Raw genomic sequence first — 18,533 nt, forward strand, 5'->3', positions numbered from 1 at the left:
TCCTGACCGGTCACGCCGCCCACCCTAGCCACTCCGGTTACACATCGTGACTTACCGTCACGGCGTGTCTGTCACGGGGACAGAACCACCCCGGGGGCGCGCCCGGCGGCGCGCTAGCGGGCCAGCTTGCGCAGAACCCTCCTGGTCAGCCCGGGGGTGAACCAGCGCAGCTTGCGTTCGGCGCGCTCGGCCCGGGCACGGAGGCGGTCGGCCTCGGCCAGGGCGCGGTCCAGCCGCTTCCGGATCACCTCGGGTCTGTCCTTGGGGGCGTCACCGGCCTCCGGGTCGGCCACGAACCCCTCTCCGGGGATCCAGTGCGTCCCGTGGGTCCGCTCCACCACCCGGTCCAGGTCGGTACCGGTCGCCTCCGGCTCCAGGTGCAGGGCGCGGGCGTAGGAGGAGGCCCGCTCCAGGCGCAGGACCCCGTCGCCCCGGGTGGCGCCGGGCAGGGGGGCGCAGAGCAGTCCGGCGCCGTCCTTGTCGATCTCCTTGACCAGGTCGCGCAGGGCGTCGGCGGCCGGGACCGTTCCGGCGCCCACGGTGAGGCGGAAGGTGACGCACGGGTCGCGGTCGGGGACGGTCGCGACGAACCGCACGCGCGGGTCGCCCCGGAAGGTCTCCCGGACCAGGCGCAGGTCGAGGGCGTCCTCGTCGAGCGGGGAGCGGCGGCCCTCGTCCAGCGAGTCCCAGGGCCCCACCAGCCAGAGGCGCAGGTCCGGGGTGGTGCCGGACAGCAGCGCCCTGGCGGTGGTGTCGACCTCCTCCAGGGTGTGGCCCTCGGCGTCCAGCACGACGTCGACGAGCGGGACCTCCCACTGGCGTTCGGGCTGCTTGCGGCGCAGGTGGAAGTCGGGGACGCGGTTGGACACGTACGGCATGCGGTAGCGGGTGCCCGCGTCGCGCCGGGTCTGCATCTGGGAGCGGCCCAGGTGCCAGCTGCTGGTGTCCAGGTCCGGGACGAACACCGCGCCGCGCTGGGCCACCCGGTAGGCGAACTCGGTGTCGCCGCCGAGGATGAGCGCGGCGTCCAGGCCGCCCGCCGCGTCGAACAGGCTCCGGTGCAGCGATCCGGTGGCGCCGATGAACACCTTGTAGGACAGGCGTCCGGCGGTCCGCAGCCGGTCGTTCTTGTTGATCAGCCGCTCGACCCAGTGCGGGTCGGCGCTCTCCGCGTCGAAGAGCTCCCCGGCGCGTCCGGCGGCGACCTCGTCCCGGACGTGCTCCGGGGTCATCGCGGCCGGGTCGAAGTCCACGAACAGCTTGTGGCCGAGGGCGACCCCGTAGTCGATCTGGTGGTGCCAGCGCATCTGGGACTCCACGTGCTCGCGGTAGACGAGCATGTCGGCGTCCAGGCGCAGGATCACCTGGCCCGAGGACGCCGCGACCCCCGTGTTGACCGCGTGCGCCGAACCCCAACCACCGGGCGCCGAGGTGATCAGACGGGTGTTCTCGGGACGCACCTCGGGCAGGGTGAGCGGCTCGGGTGAACCGTCGTCCACCACGACCACCTCCATGAGGTGGCCCGGATAGCTCTGCCCCGCCAACGAGGCCAGCACCAGCGCCAGCTTCTCGGGCTGACCGTGCGCCGGGATCACCACGCTCACCGACAGCGTCGGCGTCCACTCCCCCAGCGGCGGCGGGGTCAGCGGGGCGTAGTCGTTGCGGCGCAGCCGGGGCTGGCCGCCGAAGTCCACCGTGCCCCGGGGCAGGGGCTCTCCGGGGACGACCACAGGGCCCGCGGGGGCCGGGCTCACGGCCGGGGCGGTGTGTTCTTCGGTACTGGTCAAGGGTGTCCCCCCGTGTGCTGTGTGGTCCCGGCCGGTCGTCCGGCGTCGGCGCCGCTCCCCAGCGGGGCGGGTGCGCCCTCCAGGAGGGAGCTGGGCCGCCAGCCGGACCACTGTCGGGCGTAGTTGTGCAGGAAGTAGGCCATGTCCTCGGACCAGGTGTGTCCGCCGCCGGTGCGGCGCAGCACGTAGCCCAGCCCGTGGGTGCGGTGGACGCGGCCACCGCCCCGGGTGACGGCGATGAGCAGCTGGGTGTCGATGGCGCGGGGCAGCGGGCGGAATCCGCCGGTCTCCTCCAGCACCACGCGGTCGGTGAGGATGGTGCCCCCGGCGATGAAGCGGGTGGCGGTCTCCGACTCCCGGCTGCGCCAGACCATGAGGTCGATCTCCTGGAGGAAGACGAAGTCCTGGCCGGTGCCGACCAGCTCCGCCCCGGAGTAGGTGCGTGCCAGGACCAGGTCGGCCAGGTGCTCGGGGCCGTACCAGTCGTCGTCGTCCCACTTGGCGATGAGGTCGCCGGAGGCCAGGGCGACGGAGTCGTTGAGCACGGCGCCGAAGATCCGGTCGGCGGGCGCCTCGTGGACGACCAGGGACAGGCCGGTGGAGCGGTACGCGTCGATCGCGGAACGCACCTCGGGCAGCGACGCGGGGAAGCCGTGCAGGGTGAGGACGGTCTCCGTCTCCACCCCGCGCTGACGGGCGATCTGGGCGAGCGCGAACCCCACCATGTCGGGGCGGCGGGTGCACAGGATGACGGAGACCCGGGGCGCCGGGGGCACGGGGACCCCGGCCTCGGCCGCGAGCGCGCGCCAGCGGGAGCGCAGGCCGTGCGTGTACAGGGCGGCGCGGCGCAGGCGGACGCTGTGCTCCTCGCGGGCCAGCCGGTCGGACAGGTCGGCCTCGGTCGCGGTGTCGAGCAGTGCGGTGAGCGGGGCGCCCAGTCCGGCGGCCCAGGCGGGGACCGGGCCGCTGACCAGCGGGACGCCACCGGCGGCGAGGGAGGCGACGGCGCGCACGGCGGCGTGCGGCCCCCTGTGGCCGGACCAGTCCACCCGCACGCCGCGCAGGTGGCGCAGGCGGGACAGGTCCACGTCCGTGACCGTTCCGTCCGGGGCGACCGCGACCAGGTCCTTCCCGCCGTCCGCGATGACGGCGCGGCCGCCGCGCAGCGTGAGGTCGGCCAGGGGCCCCTTCTCGGCCTTGCTGAAGCCGGTGGGGTTGACGGTGGTCTCGTCGATGGGCGCGATCCGCTGGACGGGGTCGGCGCCGGGCCGGTCGGTGGCCAGGAGGGCGGAGCGGACCGCCCGTTCGTGGCCGTCCGGTCCGGTCAGCGCCTCCCAGGAGTCGGTGCCGGTGGTGGCCCGGTCGAGGACGGGCACGGTCGCGTCGGTCCAGGCGGGCGGGGCCGTGGCACCGTGGACGCGCAGGGCGACGTCGCCCACCGGGGTGACCCGGCGCAGGGGAACGGGTCCCTCCTGGGGCACCCCGTGGGCGCCCGTGTCGCCGGGCCGCCACAGGGCGGCCTCGGCACCGTTCAGGGCGGCCAGGGGCGTGACGGCCGGGCCCCGGCGGCGGCCCCGGGTGCCGTGCAGGACCGCGTCCAGGACCGGGGCGGACTCGATGGCGTTGGGGAAGAACAGTTCGCACACCCAGCCCCGGCCGCCCACCCGGCGGACCCGGAGCTCCTGGAGGTCGCGCCACTGGCCCATGCCGGGGCCCGCCGGGACCGGAGGCTCCTGGTGGCCGGGGGTGGCGATCAGCGCCACCACCACGTGCACGGCCCGGGGCAGGTGGACGGCGGCGGTGAGCACGCGGTTGAGGTCGGTGGTGGTGGCCGCGACCACCGCGACCAGCCCGGCCACGCGTTCGTCGTCGAGGACGGGCCCGCCGTGGGGGCGGGCGTCCAGGTCCAGGAGCACGTCGCCCGGGGCGGTGGGCAGTCCGGCCAGCTCGGCCCGGGTGTCGGTGCCGGTGTGGCAGAGCACGGCCGGTTCCTTGCCGCGAGCGCGCAGGGCGTTCCGAAGGACGGTGGTGATCATCGGGTGGCCTTCGAGGTCGGGCGGCGCCTGGGGGCGGGCTGCCGGGCGGTGGCGGGGAAGGGCTGGTGCGGTGCGGGTCAGGGAGCCTGGCGGGTGAACACGTGGGCGCCCTTCTCCGACGGTTCCTCGGTGCGGTGCAGGCGGTACTCGGCGACCCAGCGGTCCCCCAGGGCCCGCTCGTCCGGCCGGTCGGCGTCGTCCAGGACGACCACGGCGTCGTCGGTGCAGTGCGGCAGCAGTGCCGGGACCGCCGGGTACCTGGCCTGGACACCGGTGGCCTGGGGTGGCCCGTCCACGAACAGCAGGCCGACGCGGTCCAGGCCGGTCAGCCGGGAGGGGTCGTACCAGAGCGGCTGGGACGTGACCGGGCCGTCGGGTTCGGCCCCGGCCAGCTCGGGCTTGACCTCGGTGAGCGGGGCGTATCGGACCTCGACGACGTCGTCGAGTCCGTGCGCGGCGACCAGGTCCCGGCTGAGCTCGACGTAGCGCTCCTCGTGCTCGATCGCGACCAGGCGGCCGGTGCCCGCCCGGCGCAGTGCGTAGCCGATCCACACGCTGGAGGCGCCGCTGCCGCACTCCACGACGAGTTCGGGCCGGTGGCGGTCGATCAGCCGTACGAGCAGGCGCAGGACGTCCGGCGATGCGGCCCAGCCGCGCAGCGGCGGCATGAAGGGGGCGACGTCCAGGTACGCGCGCAGCTCGGCCCAGGCGACCTGCTGTTCGTAGTCGTGGCGGCCCTGCACGGTGACGGCCCGCTGGATCTCCCGGCTGGCCCGGGGCAGGGCGTGGTCCTGGAGCCGGGACAGGCGTTCGCCCACCCCGTCCAGGGAGCGGGTGATCTCCAGGCGGTCCCGGCCGAGCGCCTCGGTGACCCTCTGGCCGTGTCCGTCGACGGAGGCGGACAGGGCCCGCAGTGAGCGCCGAAGCGTCCACAGTCCGGCGCCGAGGGCGCAGACCAGTCCGCCGAGCAGGAGCACGGCGGTGGCGATGACGGCCTCCGCCCAGCTCAGTACGGCCAGGACCCCGAGCACGGCCGGGAGGGCGAGCACGGTCAGGCCGAGGACGGCACCGATCGCCAGGAGGGGTTTGGCTCGGCGGCGGAGCGTGCGCAAGGGGGACCTCCACGGGGGTCGCGTGGCAGCGGGATCAGGGGGGAGGTCCGGGTTTTTACGAGAAAGTCCCGGACACTTTCGACACTAACTCCTCAAAGTGCCCGCGGAGTTGTTCGCCGGGGAAATCGAAACCCGAACGGGAATCAATTCCCCCGGCGTTCACCGACGCATCACCGCGGTTTCCCGTCCGGACACTTTTCCGTCCGCGCGCGGAAACCATTCCCCCGTGCCGCGGGCCGGGTTCACCAGCCGGTGGCCTCGACCAGGGCCTCCTCCATCGCCGGGGCGAGGGTGCGCGCGTAGGTCGCGGTGACGTGGGAGTGGTCCCAGAACACCAGGATGTTGCCGACCACCGCGTCGCAGTAACCGTCGGGGCACACCTGGTCGGTGAGGTCCATCAGGGTGACGTTGGGCGGCAACGCGACCCTGGTGGCGGGGTCCACCTCCTCCTGGCTGGCCGAGACCGGGGACACGCACCGGTCGACCGGCCCGGACTCCACGCACTCGGCACCCTGGTAGGTGAGCCGGGGCAGGTCCCGCAGGCCGATCACCTCGACGCCCAGCCCGTCCAGCCACTCCCACATGTCGAGGAAGCCGTCGTGGACCCGCTCGCCGTTGAGTGTGGCGCGGGTGGAGGAGGTCAGGACGGCGTCCGGGCTTAGCTCCTCCAGTTCGGCCATCGCCTCGGCCTTCCACTCCTCGCACTCGTCGAAGACCGCGCCGTCGCGGTGGGAGGTGTCGGTGCTGAACTGGCAGCCGCTCTTGCTGAACGAGACCAGGCGCCATCCCCGGGCGTCGGCCGCGGCCCGCACGGCCGGATACCAGTGGGCGACCCGCGAGGCGCCGACCAGGGCGAGCGTGTGCTCGGCGTCGGCCGGTCCGGAGTCGCAGACCACCAGCTCCGAGGAGGTGAGGGTGACGTGGCAGCCCTCCTGGTGGTGCCAGGACAGATCCTGTCTGGCGTCGGCCGGGTCCGGCCGGACCGGGACGTCGGCCAGGACCGTGGTGGGGTCCGCGACCACCCCGGCCCCCGGGTAGCTCTCGGGGGCGGCCAGTTCCTGGGCGCGCTGGGCGCGGTCGCGGTCGATACGGTCCGTCCACAGCAGTGAGGCGGCCAGGACCGGGACGATCAGCGCGGCCGCGATCCCCAGCGACCACGCGGGGGTGCGGCGGGCGGCGGGCCGGGTGAGGCGGTCCAGGCCGCCCTCCACGAACCGGTGGGTGAGCCAGGCCAGGACCAGGGACGCCCCGAGGACCCCCAGTCCGCCGAGCGGCGTGGCCAGGGACCTGCCGGTGACCTCCAGGTAGCAGACCAGGACCGGCCAGTGCCACAGGTAGAGGGCGTAGGAGCGCCTGCCGAGCTCGGTGAGCGGCTTCCAGGTGAGCAGGCGGTCGGCGCCGCGCGGGCTGCCCGTGGTCCCGGCCAGGAGCACCAGGACGGCGGCCATGGTCGGCCACAGAGCCACGTAGCCGGGGAAGAGCGTGGAGACCGAGAGGAGCACCCCGCAGGAGACCAGGGCGGCCAGGCCGAACCAGCCCAGGAACACACGCAGCCGCAGGGGCAGGCGCACGCGGTGGATGACCAGGGCCAGGATGGCTCCCAGGGCCAGCTCCCAGAGGCGCGCCCCGGTGTCGAAGTAGGCCCAGGCCTGGTCCCGGGCGGTGATCGAGACCGAGTAGCTCAGGGAGAGCGCGAACACCGCCGTGACCAGGACCAGGACCGTCACGCGGAACGGCAGCCGCACCCGTGTGGCCACCAGCGCCGCGAGTGTGATCAGCACCGGCCACAGCAGGTAGAACTGCCCCTGGATGGACAGCGACCAGAAGTGCTGGACCGGGCTGGGCGCGGCCTCCCTGGCCAGGTAGTCCACCGCCGCGTGGGCCAGGGCCCAGTTCTCGTGGTAGAGCGCGGCCGCCCGGACCTCGTCCAGGATGTCGCCCCAGCGTGAGCGGGGCAGCAACAGGTACACGGCGGCCATGGTCGCCGTCAGGACCACCGCCACCGCGGGGACCAGCCGCCGGACCAGCCGGGTCCAGAAGGCGACGAACCGGACGCGCCCCTCCCGCTCGACGCTCCGGACCAGGGATCCGGTGATCAGGAACCCGGTGAGCACCAGGAAGACGTCGACACCGCCGGAGACCCTGCCGAACCAGATGTGGTAGACGGCCACCAGGAGCACGGCGACGGCGCGCAGCCCCTCGATCTCGGGCCGGAACCCCCCGGTGCCGCCCTTGGCGCGCACGTCGTCGGGAACGGACGGGACGGAGGTGGCCCTCGCGGCGAGGGCCTTCGGATTGGAGGAGTGCATGAGCGGCGGTGGCCTCGAAGTGCTAGGGAGACTGTGCGCCGAACGAGGCGTCTGAACGGGTTCCGTCACTCGAATTCGGCGCTGCATCTTCGCCGTTCCCGATGCCCACCCGGTGAATGGCGGGCCAACGCCCGAACAACGTTTTCCGGGAACCCGGCAGGCGGATCTCGGACAGCCCGGCCAGAGTAGGTCGAACGGGCTCCGGGCTCCGGACTCCGACGTTATTCGGGAGGTTCGGGAACAAGGGTGATGGTTTGTGTGACAGGCGCACGGGAAGGCTGGGGGAAGGCCTGGGCGGGTGAGGGCGCACGGGCCCCGTGGACGCCGGACCGGTGACCGGTCACGGTCGAGGACGGGCCCCGGCGCGCGGACGCCCCGGTGGCCGTTTATTCCCGGAGACGGGTGTCAAGAGCCTGACATCGGGTGTCCGGCCGCCCGGCTGATAGCTTGCTGACTAGAGCGATCCCATCGCTGTAAGCCCGAAGAATCGCGTCATTTGGAAAGGTGCGTCAGAGATGTCTGCGCCATACTCGCTTCCCGAACTGCCCTACGACTACGCGGCCCTGGAGCCGTGGATCTCCGGTCAGATCATGGAGCTGCACCACGACAAGCACCACGCCGCCTACGTCGCTGGCGCCAACGGCGCTCTGGAGCAGCTGGCCGCGGCCCGCGAGTCCGGCGACTTCGGCACCGTGAACCAGCTCCAGAAGAACCTCGCGTTCCACCTGGGCGGCCATGTCAACCACTCCGTCTTCTGGAAGAACCTCTCCCCCGAGGGTGGCGACAAGCCCGAGGGTGAGCTGGGCGCCGCCATCGACGACCAGTTCGGTTCCTTCGACGCCTTCCGCGCGCACTTCAACGCCGCGGCCACCGCGATCCAGGGTTCGGGCTGGGCGATCCTGGCCTGGGACGCCCTGGGCCAGCGCCTGATCATCGAGCAGCTGTTCGACCAGCAGGCCAACATCGCCATCGGCACGCAGCCGCTGCTCATGCTGGACATGTGGGAGCACGCCTTCTACCTCCAGTACAAGAACGTCAAGGGCGAGTACGTCAAGGCGTTCTGGAACGTGGTCAACTGGGCCGACGTCCAGGAGCGCTTCGCCGAGGCCCGCAAGGTCCAGCTCGGCTAGGTCGTGTTTTTTGGATCATTCCGCGCTTGCGACCACCAGGCTGCCTCTCACTGCGCCGATGAAGCTCGGACAGCCAAACCCGGGCTGACCTTCACTCCACGGCTTGCGAGAGATTGCCGGGCCCCCGCTGTGCGAGGCTGCGGAGCTTGCGTAGCAGCGCACAGTAGGGGCGACGGCCGCTCGCATCGATGGCGGCTCCGCCGCCACCGGCGAAAGCATCCAAAAAACACTCCCTAGTGTCCCGCCCGCTCCGCCGGTCACCGACCGGTCCGGCAGCGGGAACGGCGGAGGGCGGCACCGTGTGGTGCCGCCCTCGCTGCCGTCCGGGGTCCGGAGGTCCGGTCAGACCACCAGGGCGTCGGGGTGGTCCAGCACGGGGCCGTGCCGGTCCAGTTCGCGCCAGGCGCGGGCCAGGCGCCACACCAGTTCCTCCCGGGTGGCGCGGTCGTAGGCGAAGGGCAGTCGGAAGTACTCGTCGTGGCGGTCGTCGCCCGACGCCGACATGACGGGGCCGGGCACCAGCTCGACGTCGTGGGCGAGCGCGACCCGGGCGAAGGCGCGGGCGCTGGTCCCGGGCAGGTGGACCCACAGGGCCGCGCCGCCCTCGGGGGTCCGCCACCTCCAGTCGGGCAGGTCCCGGCGGAGCAGGCCCTCCATGTGGTCGAGTGCCGCGCGGAGCTGTTCGGAGCGCTCCCGCGCGAGCCGGGCGTAGCGGTCGAGCAGGCGCACGCCCACCGCCTGGTCGAGCAGGGGGCTGGCGAGGTCGGCCAGGACCTTGCGTCGGCTGAGCCGGAGCGCCATCTCGGCGGGCGCCCGCAGCCAGCCCAGGCGCAGGCCCGCCCAACCCACCTTGGACAGGGAGTCGACGGTCACCACCTCGGCGCCGCGCGGGGCGTGGGCCGCCAGGGGCGCGGGTTCGTCGTCGGCGCGCAGGCCCGTGTACGCGCTGTCCTCCAGGATCGGCACCCCGTGCCGCGCCGACAGTTCTCCCAGTTCACGACGGCGGGCCGTGGACATCATGGTGCCGGTGGGGTTGTGGTACGAGGGCATCACGTAGAGCAGGTGCGGTGAGGTCTCCGTGAGGACGCGGCGCACGCCGTTGGGGTCGATCCCCTGGTCGTCCAGGGGAACGGGATGGATCCGGGCGCCCCGGTCGCGGAAGAGGTCGAGGCAGCCCGCGAAGCTCGGGTCCTCGGTCACCACCGGGGAGCCCTGCCGCAGGTAGAGCTGGGCGACCAGGGCGACCGCCTGGTGGGCTCCGGTGGTGACCACGATCTGGTCGGGGTGGGTGGGCAGGCCCTGGCGTTCGTAGTGCCGCGCGATCGCCTCGCGCAGCGCCGGCAGACCGCGCGGATGGTAGTTGCCCTCGGCCATGAGGGCGGGCAGGTCCTCGGCGGTGACCTCGCGGATGGCCTGTTCCACCCCGGCCAGACCGGGGGTGCGCAGGCACGAGGCGGAGATGACGTTCTCGTCGGCCTGGAGGAGGTTGCGGTACAGGGGGTTGCCGGTGCCGTTGGGGTTCCACCCGTCCGAGCGGACCGGTGCCCGGGAACCGCACACCCGGGTGCCGCTGCCCTGACGGCTCTCCAGGACCCCCTCCACGCGCAGGTGGTCGTAGGCGGAGACCACGGTGGTGCGGCTGACGCGCAACGCGGAGGCGAGGCCGCGTTCGGAGGGCAGGCGCTCGCCGGGGACGAGGGTGCCCTGGTCGACCAGCCCGCGCAGGGAGTCGGACAACCGCCGGTGGAGGGCCCCGCTCCCGGTGAACCAGGCGCCCAGGGAGTCCACCAGGTCGTCGGTGCGTCGAACGGGGTCCATTTTCGGCTCCATTGGCTCTCCTCGTGTCCGCGTCGGAATCCGATACTGGCACCAGTCCGACCGAACCCACCAGAGCCGGACCGGCCCCTTCAGGGTCCAGTTGAGACGGGAGTTCGCATGCGTTCCCTCCTTCCCACCCGTACCGCCCGCCGCGCGTCCGCACGCGGAAGGGCCTGCCGGAACCGCGTGGACCCGGCCCCGCAGGCTCCGGGTGCGGTCCTGGTGGAGTCCCGCACGGTCACCGGCGACCCCCGGCACCTGTCCGCCCTGGCCTCCGCGCTGCGCGCCCGTGCCGAGGTCCACCCGGGCCACCTCGACGAGGTCCACTTCTCCGACGACGGGGCCTCCGTGCGCACGGTGAGCCGCTGGCGCTCCCCCGCCGACCTGCGGTCCTTCGTGGAGCGGGCCCACGGGGACCTGCTCGCCTACCGAGCGGAGGCCGGGAGGTTCCCCGAGGTGGAGCGGACCCTGTGGTGGTCCCGCTCCGCCACGGCGGTCACCCCGGAGGAGGCGGAGGCGCGCTCGGCTCGCCTGCGCGCCCGGGGCCCCGGCCCGGGGGCCTTCACCCTGGGCTCCCCGGTCCCCGCGCCCGCCCGTGCCGGTGGCGCCTGAGGTCCCGTGCGCGACCGCCCCCGCCCACACGAACGGGCCCGGCCGTCGGTGACGACCGGGCCCGTCGACCCCTCCCGCACGCCCCTCGTGGTGCGGGATCAGGCGGAAACGGGACCGGGGGTGGGGGCGAGCGGGGCACCCATGGCGTGGTAGCCGCCGTCCACGTGCATGACCGTGCCGGTGACGGCGCGCGCGGCGGGCGACATCAGGAAGAGCGCGGGTCCGGCCACCACGGTGGTGTCCTTGGTGTCCCAGCCCAGCGGGGCGTGGCCCGACCAGGAGTCCGCGATCTGCGCGAAGCCCGGGATGGAACCGCCCGCGAGGGACTTGATCGGACCGGCGGAGATGGTGTTCACGCGGATCCCCTCCGGGCCCAGGTCACGGGCGAGGTAGCGGGCGGAGTTCTCCAGGACCGCCTTGGCCGAACCCATCCAGTCGTAGACCGGCCAGGCGACGCTGGCGTCGAAGGTCAGGGAGACCACACCGGCGCCCTCGGGCGCGTTGGCGAGGAGGTCGCGCATGCCGACGGTGAGGGCGGCCAGCGAGTAGCCGGAGATGTGGATCGCCTTGGACACGTCCTCCCACTCGGTGTTGAGGAAGTTGCCGCCCAGAGCGGTCTCGGGCGCGAAGGCGATGGCGTGGAGCAGGCCGTCCACGTGGTCCCAGTGCTCACCGATCGCCTTGGCCGTGGTGGCGATCTGCGCGGGGTCGGTGACGTCCATGGGCAGGACGGCGACCGGCTCCTTGGGCAGCCGCTTGGCGATGCGCTCGCAGATGGAGAAGGCGCGGCCGGGCGGGTTGGTCAGGATCACCTCGTGGCCCTGGTTCATGGCCTCCTCCGCGATCGCGTAGGCGATGGAGGACTGCGTGGTGATGCCGGTGATGAGCAGGTTCAAGGGGTCCCCTGGAAGGCGGTGTTCGGGCTGGCAGTGGCAACGTATCGGCGCGCGGTGGGGTGCGTCTGCCGTGGAACGGCACAAAGAATCGGCCCCGGCCTTGAAGGGGTCCGCCAGTGGAGTGGCGCCTCCGGGGGCCGCGCCGGGGCCCTCAGCCCGGTTCCGGAGGGGACCAGGTGCCGCCGAGCCCCACGCCCAGGGATCTCCCGGCCACCGTGGCGAACGCGTCCGGGGCCAGGGCGCCCATGCCCGAGGGGAGGACCCCGGAGAGCGGCCCGGCCCCCATCTCGGGCAGGTCGACGAGGTTGCAGCGCATGGCCAGGTCCGGCCGACGGGGCCAGGAACCCACCACGACCCCGGCGGGGACGAGCCCGCGTGAGCGCAGGGCCTCGGCGGTCAGGGCGGTCGCGTTGAGGGTGCCCAGCCGGGGGTCGGCGACCAGCAGCACCGGGGCGGCCAGGAGTTCGGCCACGTCGGCCAGGGTCTCCCGGTCCTTGTTCAACCGGACCAGGAGCCCCCCGGCGCCCTCCACCAGCACGAGGTCGTGGCCGCGGGCGAGGTCGAGGGCACGGTCGGCCACCTCCCAGGCGGCCGGACCGTCCCGACCGGCACGGGCGGCGGCGGTGGCGGGGGCGAGCGGTTCGGGGAAGCGGGCCGTCTCGGCGGTGGTCACTCCGGGGACCAGCCGGGCGACGGCGCGGGCGTCGCCCTCCTCGTCGGGGCCCACCCCGGTCTGGGCGGCCTTGAGCACCGCCACGCGGCGCCCCCGTGCCACCGCCCGGGCGGCGACGGCCGCCGTGGCCACGGTCTTGCCCACCTCGGTGCCGGTGCCGGTCACCACGAGCACGGTCGTCACCGGCCGCCCTCCTCGTCGTCGCCCCGCCCCGGGGTCTGCGGCTCCTCGGGGCCGGGCGGGGCCGTCCCGCCCTCCAGTGAGGCCTCGGCCGCCGCCACCATCGCGGCGGCGATGGTCGCGACCTCCTCCTCCGTGCAGACATAGGGCGGCATCGCGTACACGTGCTGGCGGAAGGGCCGCAGCCACGCCCCGGCCGCGAGCGCCGCGCGGGTGGCCTCGCGCACGCGCACCGGACCCTCCAGTTCGACCACGCCGATCGCGCCGAGCACCCGCACCTCGCGTACGCCCGGCAGTCGTGCGGCCGGGGCGAGCCCCTTGCGCAGCCCGGCCTCGATCCTCGCGACGTCGCCCCGCCAGTCGCCCTCGGTGAGGAGTTCCACCGAGGCCAGGGCGGTGGCGCAGGCCAGCGGGTTGCCCATGAAGGTGGGGCCGTGCGCGAGCACGGGAACCTCCCCCTCGGCGATCCCCCGCGCCACCCTCCCGGTGCACAGGGTGGCGGCCAGGGTCAGGTAGCCGCCGGTCAGCGCCTTGCCCAGGCACAGGATGTCGGGGACCACCCCGGCGTGGTCGGCGGCGAACATCTCCCCCGTGCGGCCGAACCCGGTGGCGATCTCGTCGAAGACCAGCAGCAGCCCGTGCGCGTCCGCGATCCGGCGTAGTTCCCTCAGGTAGGCGGGGTGGTGGAAGCGCATCCCGCCCGCGCCCTGGACGACGGGTTCGACGATGATCGCGGCCAGTTCCCCGGCGTGTGCGCGGGCCAACTCCTCGAACCGCGCGAGGTAGCCGGGGTCGGGCGGGGTGTCGAACCCGGCGGGCGGCTCGGGCGCGTGCACCTGGGCGGGCAGGACGTCCCCCCACAGCGCGTGCATACCGCCGTCGGGGTCGCACACGCTCATGGCGTGGAAGGTGTCCCCGTGGTAGCCGCCCCGCCAGGTGAGGAACCGGCGGCGGCCGGGGGAACCGGTGGACCGGTGGTACTGGAGGCACATCTTCATGGCGACCTCGACCGACACCGACCCGGAGTCCGCGAGGAAGACGTGGTCGAGGCCCTCGGGGGTGATCCGGACGAGCGCCTCGGCCAGCTCGGCGGCGGGCGCGTGGGTGAGCCCGCCGAACATCACGTGGCTGAACCGGTCGACCTGGGCGTGTACCGCCGCGTCCAGTCGCGGGTGGCGGTAGCCGTGGATCGACGACCACCAGGACGCCATCCCGTCGACGACGCGATGGTGGCGGCCGTCGGCCCACAGGTCCAGGTGGACGCCCCGGGCGCCGGTCACCACGTAGGGCGTCTCGGCCGCGGGCACGGTCGTGTAGGGATGCCACAGGTGTGCGCTGTCGGCGGCGCGGACCCGGGCGGGGTGGGCCGTCTCGGTGCTGGTTCGCGACATGGTGACCCATTGTTCCGCCCGCGCGGCTACTGGCGCCCCGTACGAGTGAGCCAGGAATCCCCACCGATTCTTTGTGGGCTTTCACCGGTGACCGGGGAGCCGGAAGGCGGCAGAGTCGTACACGCCTCCCTGGCACCGCGAGGGACGGGTCGCCCCAGCGGGCTTGGCCGCTGCTGGGTCGACCCGCCCAGGCCTCTCCACCGGCCCCGTGTCCCGCGCACTTACCTCGTGCACAAGGCTTTTTCGCACCCGTGGTCCCTCCCCCGTCCCCTCACGTACGGAGCCGCACCAGCGACCGCACCCACCACCGATCCCCGAGGAGCCCTCCTCCGCATGGAACGCCTCCACACCGCCGTCCGCCCCACGCGCCGCCCCTGGACCCTGCGCGCCACCCGTCCGGGCGCCGCCCCGGCACCGCTGCCCACGGGCCACCCCCTCGCCTGGCTGGACCGGGCCGCCGAGCGCCGGGCCCGCGCCGGGCTCACCCGCCGGACGGTGCCCCGCTCCCCCTCGGACGGACTCCTGGACCTGGCGGGCAACGACTACCTCGGGCTCATGCGGCACCCCGCCGTGCTGGCGGCCGCCGCCGACGCCGTCCACACCTGGGGCGCGGGGGCCGGGGGTTCACGGCTGGTCACCGGCGACACCGAGCTCCACGCCGAGCTGGAACGCGAGCTGGCCGACTTCCACGGAGCCGAGGCCGCCCTGGTGTTCTCCTCCGGGTACGCGGCCAACCTCGCGATGGTGGCGTCGCTGGTCGCCCCGGCCGCCGACGACGTCGAACCGCCGCTGGTGGTGTGCGACCAGTACAACCACGCCTCCCTCATCGACGCGACCCGGCTGGCCCGCGCCGCCGGTGCCCGGGTCGCGGTCTTCCGTCACCGCGACACCGGACACGCCACCGAACTCCTCTCCGAGACCCCGGGGCGGCGCCTGCTGCTCAGCGACACCGTGTTCTCCGTGGACGGGGACCTCACCGACCTCCCCTCCCTGGCCGCGACGGCGCGCGACCACCGGGCCGCGCTGCTGCTGGACGACGCCCACGGGCTCGGGGTGCTCGGCCGGGGCGGACGCGGCGCCGTGGGCGGCACGGAGCTGGCGGCCGCCGACGACGTGGTCGTGTCGGTGACCCTGTCCAAGTCGCTCGGCTCCCAGGGCGGCGCCGTCCTGGGCTCGCGGCGGGTGATCCGCCACCTGGTGGAGACGGCGCGCACGTTCGTGTTCGATACCGGACTGGCCCCCGCCTCGGTCGGAGCGGCGCTGGCGGCCCTGCGCGTGCTCCGCGCCGAGCCCGAACGCGCCGAGGCCGTCCGTGCCCGCGCCCGTGAGCTGGCCGAGGGGCTCCGCGAACGCGGGATGGAGGTCAGCGAGCCCGACGCGGCCGTGGTGTCGGTCGTGGCCCGCTCGCCACAGGAGGCGCTCGCCTGGCGGGCCGCCTGCCACGAGGCGGGCGTCCGGGTGGGCTGCTTCCGGCCTCCGTCGGTCCCGGACGGCCGTTCCCGGCTCCGCCTGACTGCCCGCGCCACCTTGGACAACGCCGATATCCGCCGAGTTCTCGACGTCATCGCGACAAACCGCCCCGGGTAGTCTGACTCTGGATCAGGGGTGCGCCGGCCGAACGCATCCCACACGCCCCGCGGAACTGGGAGGCGGTAGGAGATCGTGTCAGCGCGTGATGGTGACCCCCGGGAGCCCCGGGAACCGGAGGGCCCGGAGGACCCCGCCGCGACCTCCGCCCCCGGCGAGCCCGTGACCGGCCCCGAGACGAGCGACGCCGAGTCGTCCGAGCCGGAGGAGTCCGGAGCGTCCGGGCCCGGGGAGGGATCCCCCGCCTCGAACGAGGGCGACGAGGGGGTCCGCGCCCGACGGGTCCGTCGCCGCCGCGTCAGCCTGGTCACCGTGTCCGTCCTGGTCCTGGCCCTCGTGGCAGTCCTGGCCGTGCCCGCCAGCCGCGACACCCTCCTGCGCCTGTGGTGCGACACCACCGGCGGTGTGTGCCCCGGCGAACCGCTGCCTCCCATCACCGAGGACGAGGAGGAGGAGTGGCGGGTCCGGATGGAACCGGAGGAGGCCGCACTGTGGGGCAACTACGTGTCCCTGGGCGACTCCTACTCCTCCGGTGACGGCGCGGGCGAGTACGAGGAGGGCACCGCCGAGCCCGGCGAGTGCTGGCGCTCCGAGCACGCCTACCCCAGGGTCATCGAGCAGGAGTTCTCCTTCGACGGCGCGCTGGGCTTCTACGCGTGCAGCAGCCACAAGGGCTCCGACATGCTCAGCCAGGTCGGCACCCCCGAGTCGCAGATCGAGCGCGTCACCGAGCACACCTCGCTGGTCACGGTCGGGATCGGCGGCAACGACCTCGGTTTCATCCCCGTCCTGCGCACCTGCATCATGCGGATGCCGCTGCTGGAGCGGACCGCCTGCACGGACCAGGAGGAGGAGGTCACCGAGCGGATGGACGCGTTCGAGGACACCCTCACCGAGGTGCTCACCGAGATCCGGGGGCGCGCCCCGGACGCCCGCGTGCTGGTCCTGGGCTACCCCAGGCTGTTCCCCGAGCAGCCGCCCGGCATGTACTACACGCTCTCCCAGAGTGACCAGCTGTGGCTGAACTCGGTGGCCCAGCGGTTCAACGACCGGATCCGGGACACCGCCTACCAGGTGGACGGCGACGTGTACGGTTCCCGTCAGGTGGGCAGCGTGGAGTTCGTCAACGTCTTCACGGCGTTGAAGGGCCACGAGGTCAGTGAGGACGACGCCTGGCTCAACGGGATCGTCCTCGGTCAGCTGGGCGAGGGCCTGCGTGTGGACCGGGCGAGCTTCCACCCCACCGCCCAGGGCCAGCGCTCCATCGCCGAGCGCGTGCGCCTCCAGATCGAGGAGGGGCCCGAGCGGGTGCTGTTCACGTCCCGGGAGACCCTGGACAAGGTCGACGCCGACGTGCTGCACACCGAACTCGGCGGCCCCCTGGACCCGGTCAACGCGGTCCCCGGCACGGACGCCCCCGACGAGGCCGACGGGGACGGGGACGACACCGCCGAGGCCGGTGCCGGTTCCTGAACACCTCGCCCGGCCCGTGGGGCCGGAGGCCACGGTGCCCCGTCCCGGAGGGGTCCGGGACGGGGCACCGTCGATCCGCCCTCGTGGGGAACCTAGCCCCGCTCGGCCTTGAGCTCCGCGATGACCTCGGCGAACCGGTCCAGTCCCCAGTTGAGGTCGTCCTCGCTGATCACCAGCGGCGGCGACATCCGCACGGTCGACCCGTGGGTGTCCTTGACCAGTACGCCGTGCTCCGCGAGCCGCTTGCACAGCTCCTTGCCCGAGGCCAGCGCGGGGTCGACGTCCACACCCGCCCACAGGCCGATGCTGCGCGCCGACACCACACCGTCACCGACGAACGCGTCCAACCTGCGCCGGAGCACCTCGCCCAGTTTCCTGGCGTTCTCCAGGTAGGGGCCCTCGGTCAGCATCCGGACGACCGTCCGGCCCACCGCCCCGGCGAGCGGGTTCCCGCCGAAGGTGCTCCCGTGCTGCCCGGGCTGGATGACCCCGAGGACGTCCTCGTCGGCCACCATCGCGGACACCGGCAGGATTCCGCCGCCCAGCGCCTTGCCGAACAGGTAGGCGTCCGGGACGACGCCGGTGTGCTCACAGGCCCGGATCGTGCCCGTGCGACCCAGCCCCGACTGCACCTCGTCCGCGATGAACAGGACCCGGTTCGCGTCGCAGATCTCCCGGATGCGCGGCAGGTAGTCGGCGGACGGCACGATCACACCGGCCTCGCCCTGCACCGGCTCGATGAGCACCGCCACGGTGGTCTCGTCGATGGCGTCCTCGACGGCCCGGGCGTCACCGTAGGCCACCGAGCGGAAGCCCGGCGTGTAGGGGCCGAAACCCGTCTTCGCCTCGGAGTCGGAGGAGAAGGAGATGATCGTGGTGGTCCGGCCGTGGAAGTTGGCCCCGGCCACGACGATGGTCGCCTGGTTCTCCGGGACGCCCTTGACCTCGTAGCCCCACTTGCGGGCCACCTTGATACCGGTCTCCACCGCCTCGGCACCGGTGTTCATCGGCAGGACCTTCTCCTTGCCGACCATGTCGGCGAGGGAACTCACCCACGGGCCGAACTGGTCGTTGTAGAAGGCCCGGCTGGTCAGCGTCACCCGGTCGATCTGGGCGTGCGCGGCGGCCAGGAGGTCGGGGTTGTGATGGCCGAAGTTCATGGCCGAGTATCCGGCCAGACAGTCGAGGTAGCGCTTGCCCTCCACGTCGGTCACCCAGGCGCCACGGCCCTCGGCGATCACGACGGGCAGGGGTGAGTAGTTGTGTGCGGACCTCGACTGTGCGAGTTCGATGTGGTCCGCGCTGGAGAGTCCCTGTCCGCCGGGGTTTCCGACGGAGTCCTGCTGTCCCAGATTCTGGGTGGTCATCTAGCCGCTCCGATCACCTTTGACCGATGGTCAGACAGTAGATACCCACCGTGGGGCCCTGTAGAGCCCCGCGGCGGGATCTCCAAGAGTTGAGCAGATGATCCGGTGAGCCCACAAGGGGTGGTGAAGATCACCGGCCGCGGCCCCGGGCCCGAAACCCCG

At 73.4% G+C, this 18,533-nt stretch carries 13 protein-coding genes; 4 read left to right on the forward strand and 9 right to left on the reverse strand.

Annotated elements, in window-relative coordinates; translation table 11 throughout:
• Positions 1–113 precede the first annotated feature (113 nt).
• The 4 genes from AC0VYM_RS21755 to AC0VYM_RS21770 form a co-directional block, all read right to left on the reverse strand.
• Positions 114–1,787, reverse strand: coding sequence for a glycosyltransferase family 2 protein (locus AC0VYM_RS21755; RefSeq protein ID WP_475455033.1), 1,674 nt, complete (start codon positions 1,785–1,787; stop codon positions 114–116).
• Positions 1,784–3,823, reverse strand: coding sequence for a glycosyltransferase family 2 protein (locus AC0VYM_RS21760; RefSeq protein WP_475455035.1), 2,040 nt, complete (start codon positions 3,821–3,823; stop codon positions 1,784–1,786). The genes AC0VYM_RS21755 and AC0VYM_RS21760 overlap by 4 nt, the downstream gene beginning before the upstream one ends.
• A gap of 77 nt (positions 3,824–3,900) precedes the next feature.
• The gene (locus tag AC0VYM_RS21765; protein WP_475455037.1) at positions 3,901–4,935 is read right to left on the reverse strand and encodes a class I SAM-dependent methyltransferase; all 1,035 of its coding nucleotides are present in this window, start codon (positions 4,933–4,935) and stop codon (positions 3,901–3,903) included.
• A 242-nt stretch (positions 4,936–5,177) separates the two neighbouring features.
• A complete protein-coding gene (locus tag AC0VYM_RS21770; RefSeq protein WP_475455039.1) occupies positions 5,178–7,244 on the reverse strand; it encodes an acyltransferase family protein in 2,067 nt (688 codons plus the stop codon).
• Positions 7,245–7,759: 515 nt separating this feature from the next.
• Here AC0VYM_RS21770 and AC0VYM_RS21775 point away from each other — a divergent pair.
• Positions 7,760–8,374 (forward strand): superoxide dismutase, encoded by a 615-nt coding sequence (locus tag AC0VYM_RS21775; RefSeq protein WP_475455041.1) that lies wholly within the window; start codon positions 7,760–7,762, stop codon positions 8,372–8,374.
• Positions 8,375–8,716: 342 nt separating this feature from the next.
• Here AC0VYM_RS21775 and AC0VYM_RS21780 read toward each other — a convergent pair whose 3' ends face one another.
• The gene (locus AC0VYM_RS21780; RefSeq protein ID WP_475463159.1) at positions 8,717–10,192 is read right to left on the reverse strand and encodes an aminotransferase-like domain-containing protein; all 1,476 of its coding nucleotides are present in this window, start codon (positions 10,190–10,192) and stop codon (positions 8,717–8,719) included.
• A 117-nt stretch (positions 10,193–10,309) separates the two neighbouring features.
• On the opposite strand from AC0VYM_RS21780, the gene AC0VYM_RS21785 reads away from it, so the two are divergent.
• On the forward strand, positions 10,310–10,804 hold the full coding sequence (locus AC0VYM_RS21785) for a DUF3291 domain-containing protein (protein WP_475455043.1): 495 nt from the start codon (positions 10,310–10,312) through the stop codon (positions 10,802–10,804).
• A 98-nt stretch (positions 10,805–10,902) separates the two neighbouring features.
• Here AC0VYM_RS21785 and fabI read toward each other — a convergent pair whose 3' ends face one another.
• The 3 genes from fabI to AC0VYM_RS21800 all read right to left on the reverse strand — a co-directional run bounded on the left by fabI (position 10,903) and on the right by AC0VYM_RS21800 (position 13,944).
• On the reverse strand, positions 10,903–11,700 hold the full coding sequence (gene fabI / locus AC0VYM_RS21790; RefSeq protein ID WP_475455045.1) for an enoyl-ACP reductase FabI: 798 nt from the start codon (positions 11,698–11,700) through the stop codon (positions 10,903–10,905).
• A gap of 151 nt (positions 11,701–11,851) precedes the next feature.
• Positions 11,852–12,556: a dethiobiotin synthase gene (gene bioD, locus AC0VYM_RS21795; RefSeq protein WP_475455047.1), complete on the reverse strand. Its 705-nt coding sequence runs from the start codon at positions 12,554–12,556 to the stop codon at positions 11,852–11,854.
• Positions 12,553–13,944, reverse strand: coding sequence for an adenosylmethionine--8-amino-7-oxononanoate transaminase (locus AC0VYM_RS21800; protein WP_475455049.1), 1,392 nt, complete (start codon positions 13,942–13,944; stop codon positions 12,553–12,555). The genes bioD and AC0VYM_RS21800 overlap by 4 nt, the downstream gene beginning before the upstream one ends.
• A 333-nt stretch (positions 13,945–14,277) precedes the next feature.
• Here AC0VYM_RS21800 and AC0VYM_RS21805 point away from each other — a divergent pair, with 333 nt between their 5' ends.
• A complete protein-coding gene (locus tag AC0VYM_RS21805) occupies positions 14,278–15,531 on the forward strand; it encodes an 8-amino-7-oxononanoate synthase (protein ID WP_475455051.1) in 1,254 nt (417 codons plus the stop codon).
• A gap of 75 nt (positions 15,532–15,606) precedes the next feature.
• Positions 15,607–17,004, forward strand: coding sequence for an SGNH/GDSL hydrolase family protein (locus AC0VYM_RS21810; protein WP_475455053.1), 1,398 nt, complete (start codon positions 15,607–15,609; stop codon positions 17,002–17,004).
• 92 nt (positions 17,005–17,096) lie between these two features.
• Here AC0VYM_RS21810 and rocD read toward each other — a convergent pair whose 3' ends face one another.
• On the reverse strand, positions 17,097–18,371 hold the full coding sequence (gene rocD, locus AC0VYM_RS21815) for an ornithine--oxo-acid transaminase (protein WP_475455055.1): 1,275 nt from the start codon (positions 18,369–18,371) through the stop codon (positions 17,097–17,099).
• Positions 18,372–18,533: the final 162 nt, after the last annotated feature.

This window comes from Nocardiopsis sp. iso_237, from assembly GCF_056173345.1.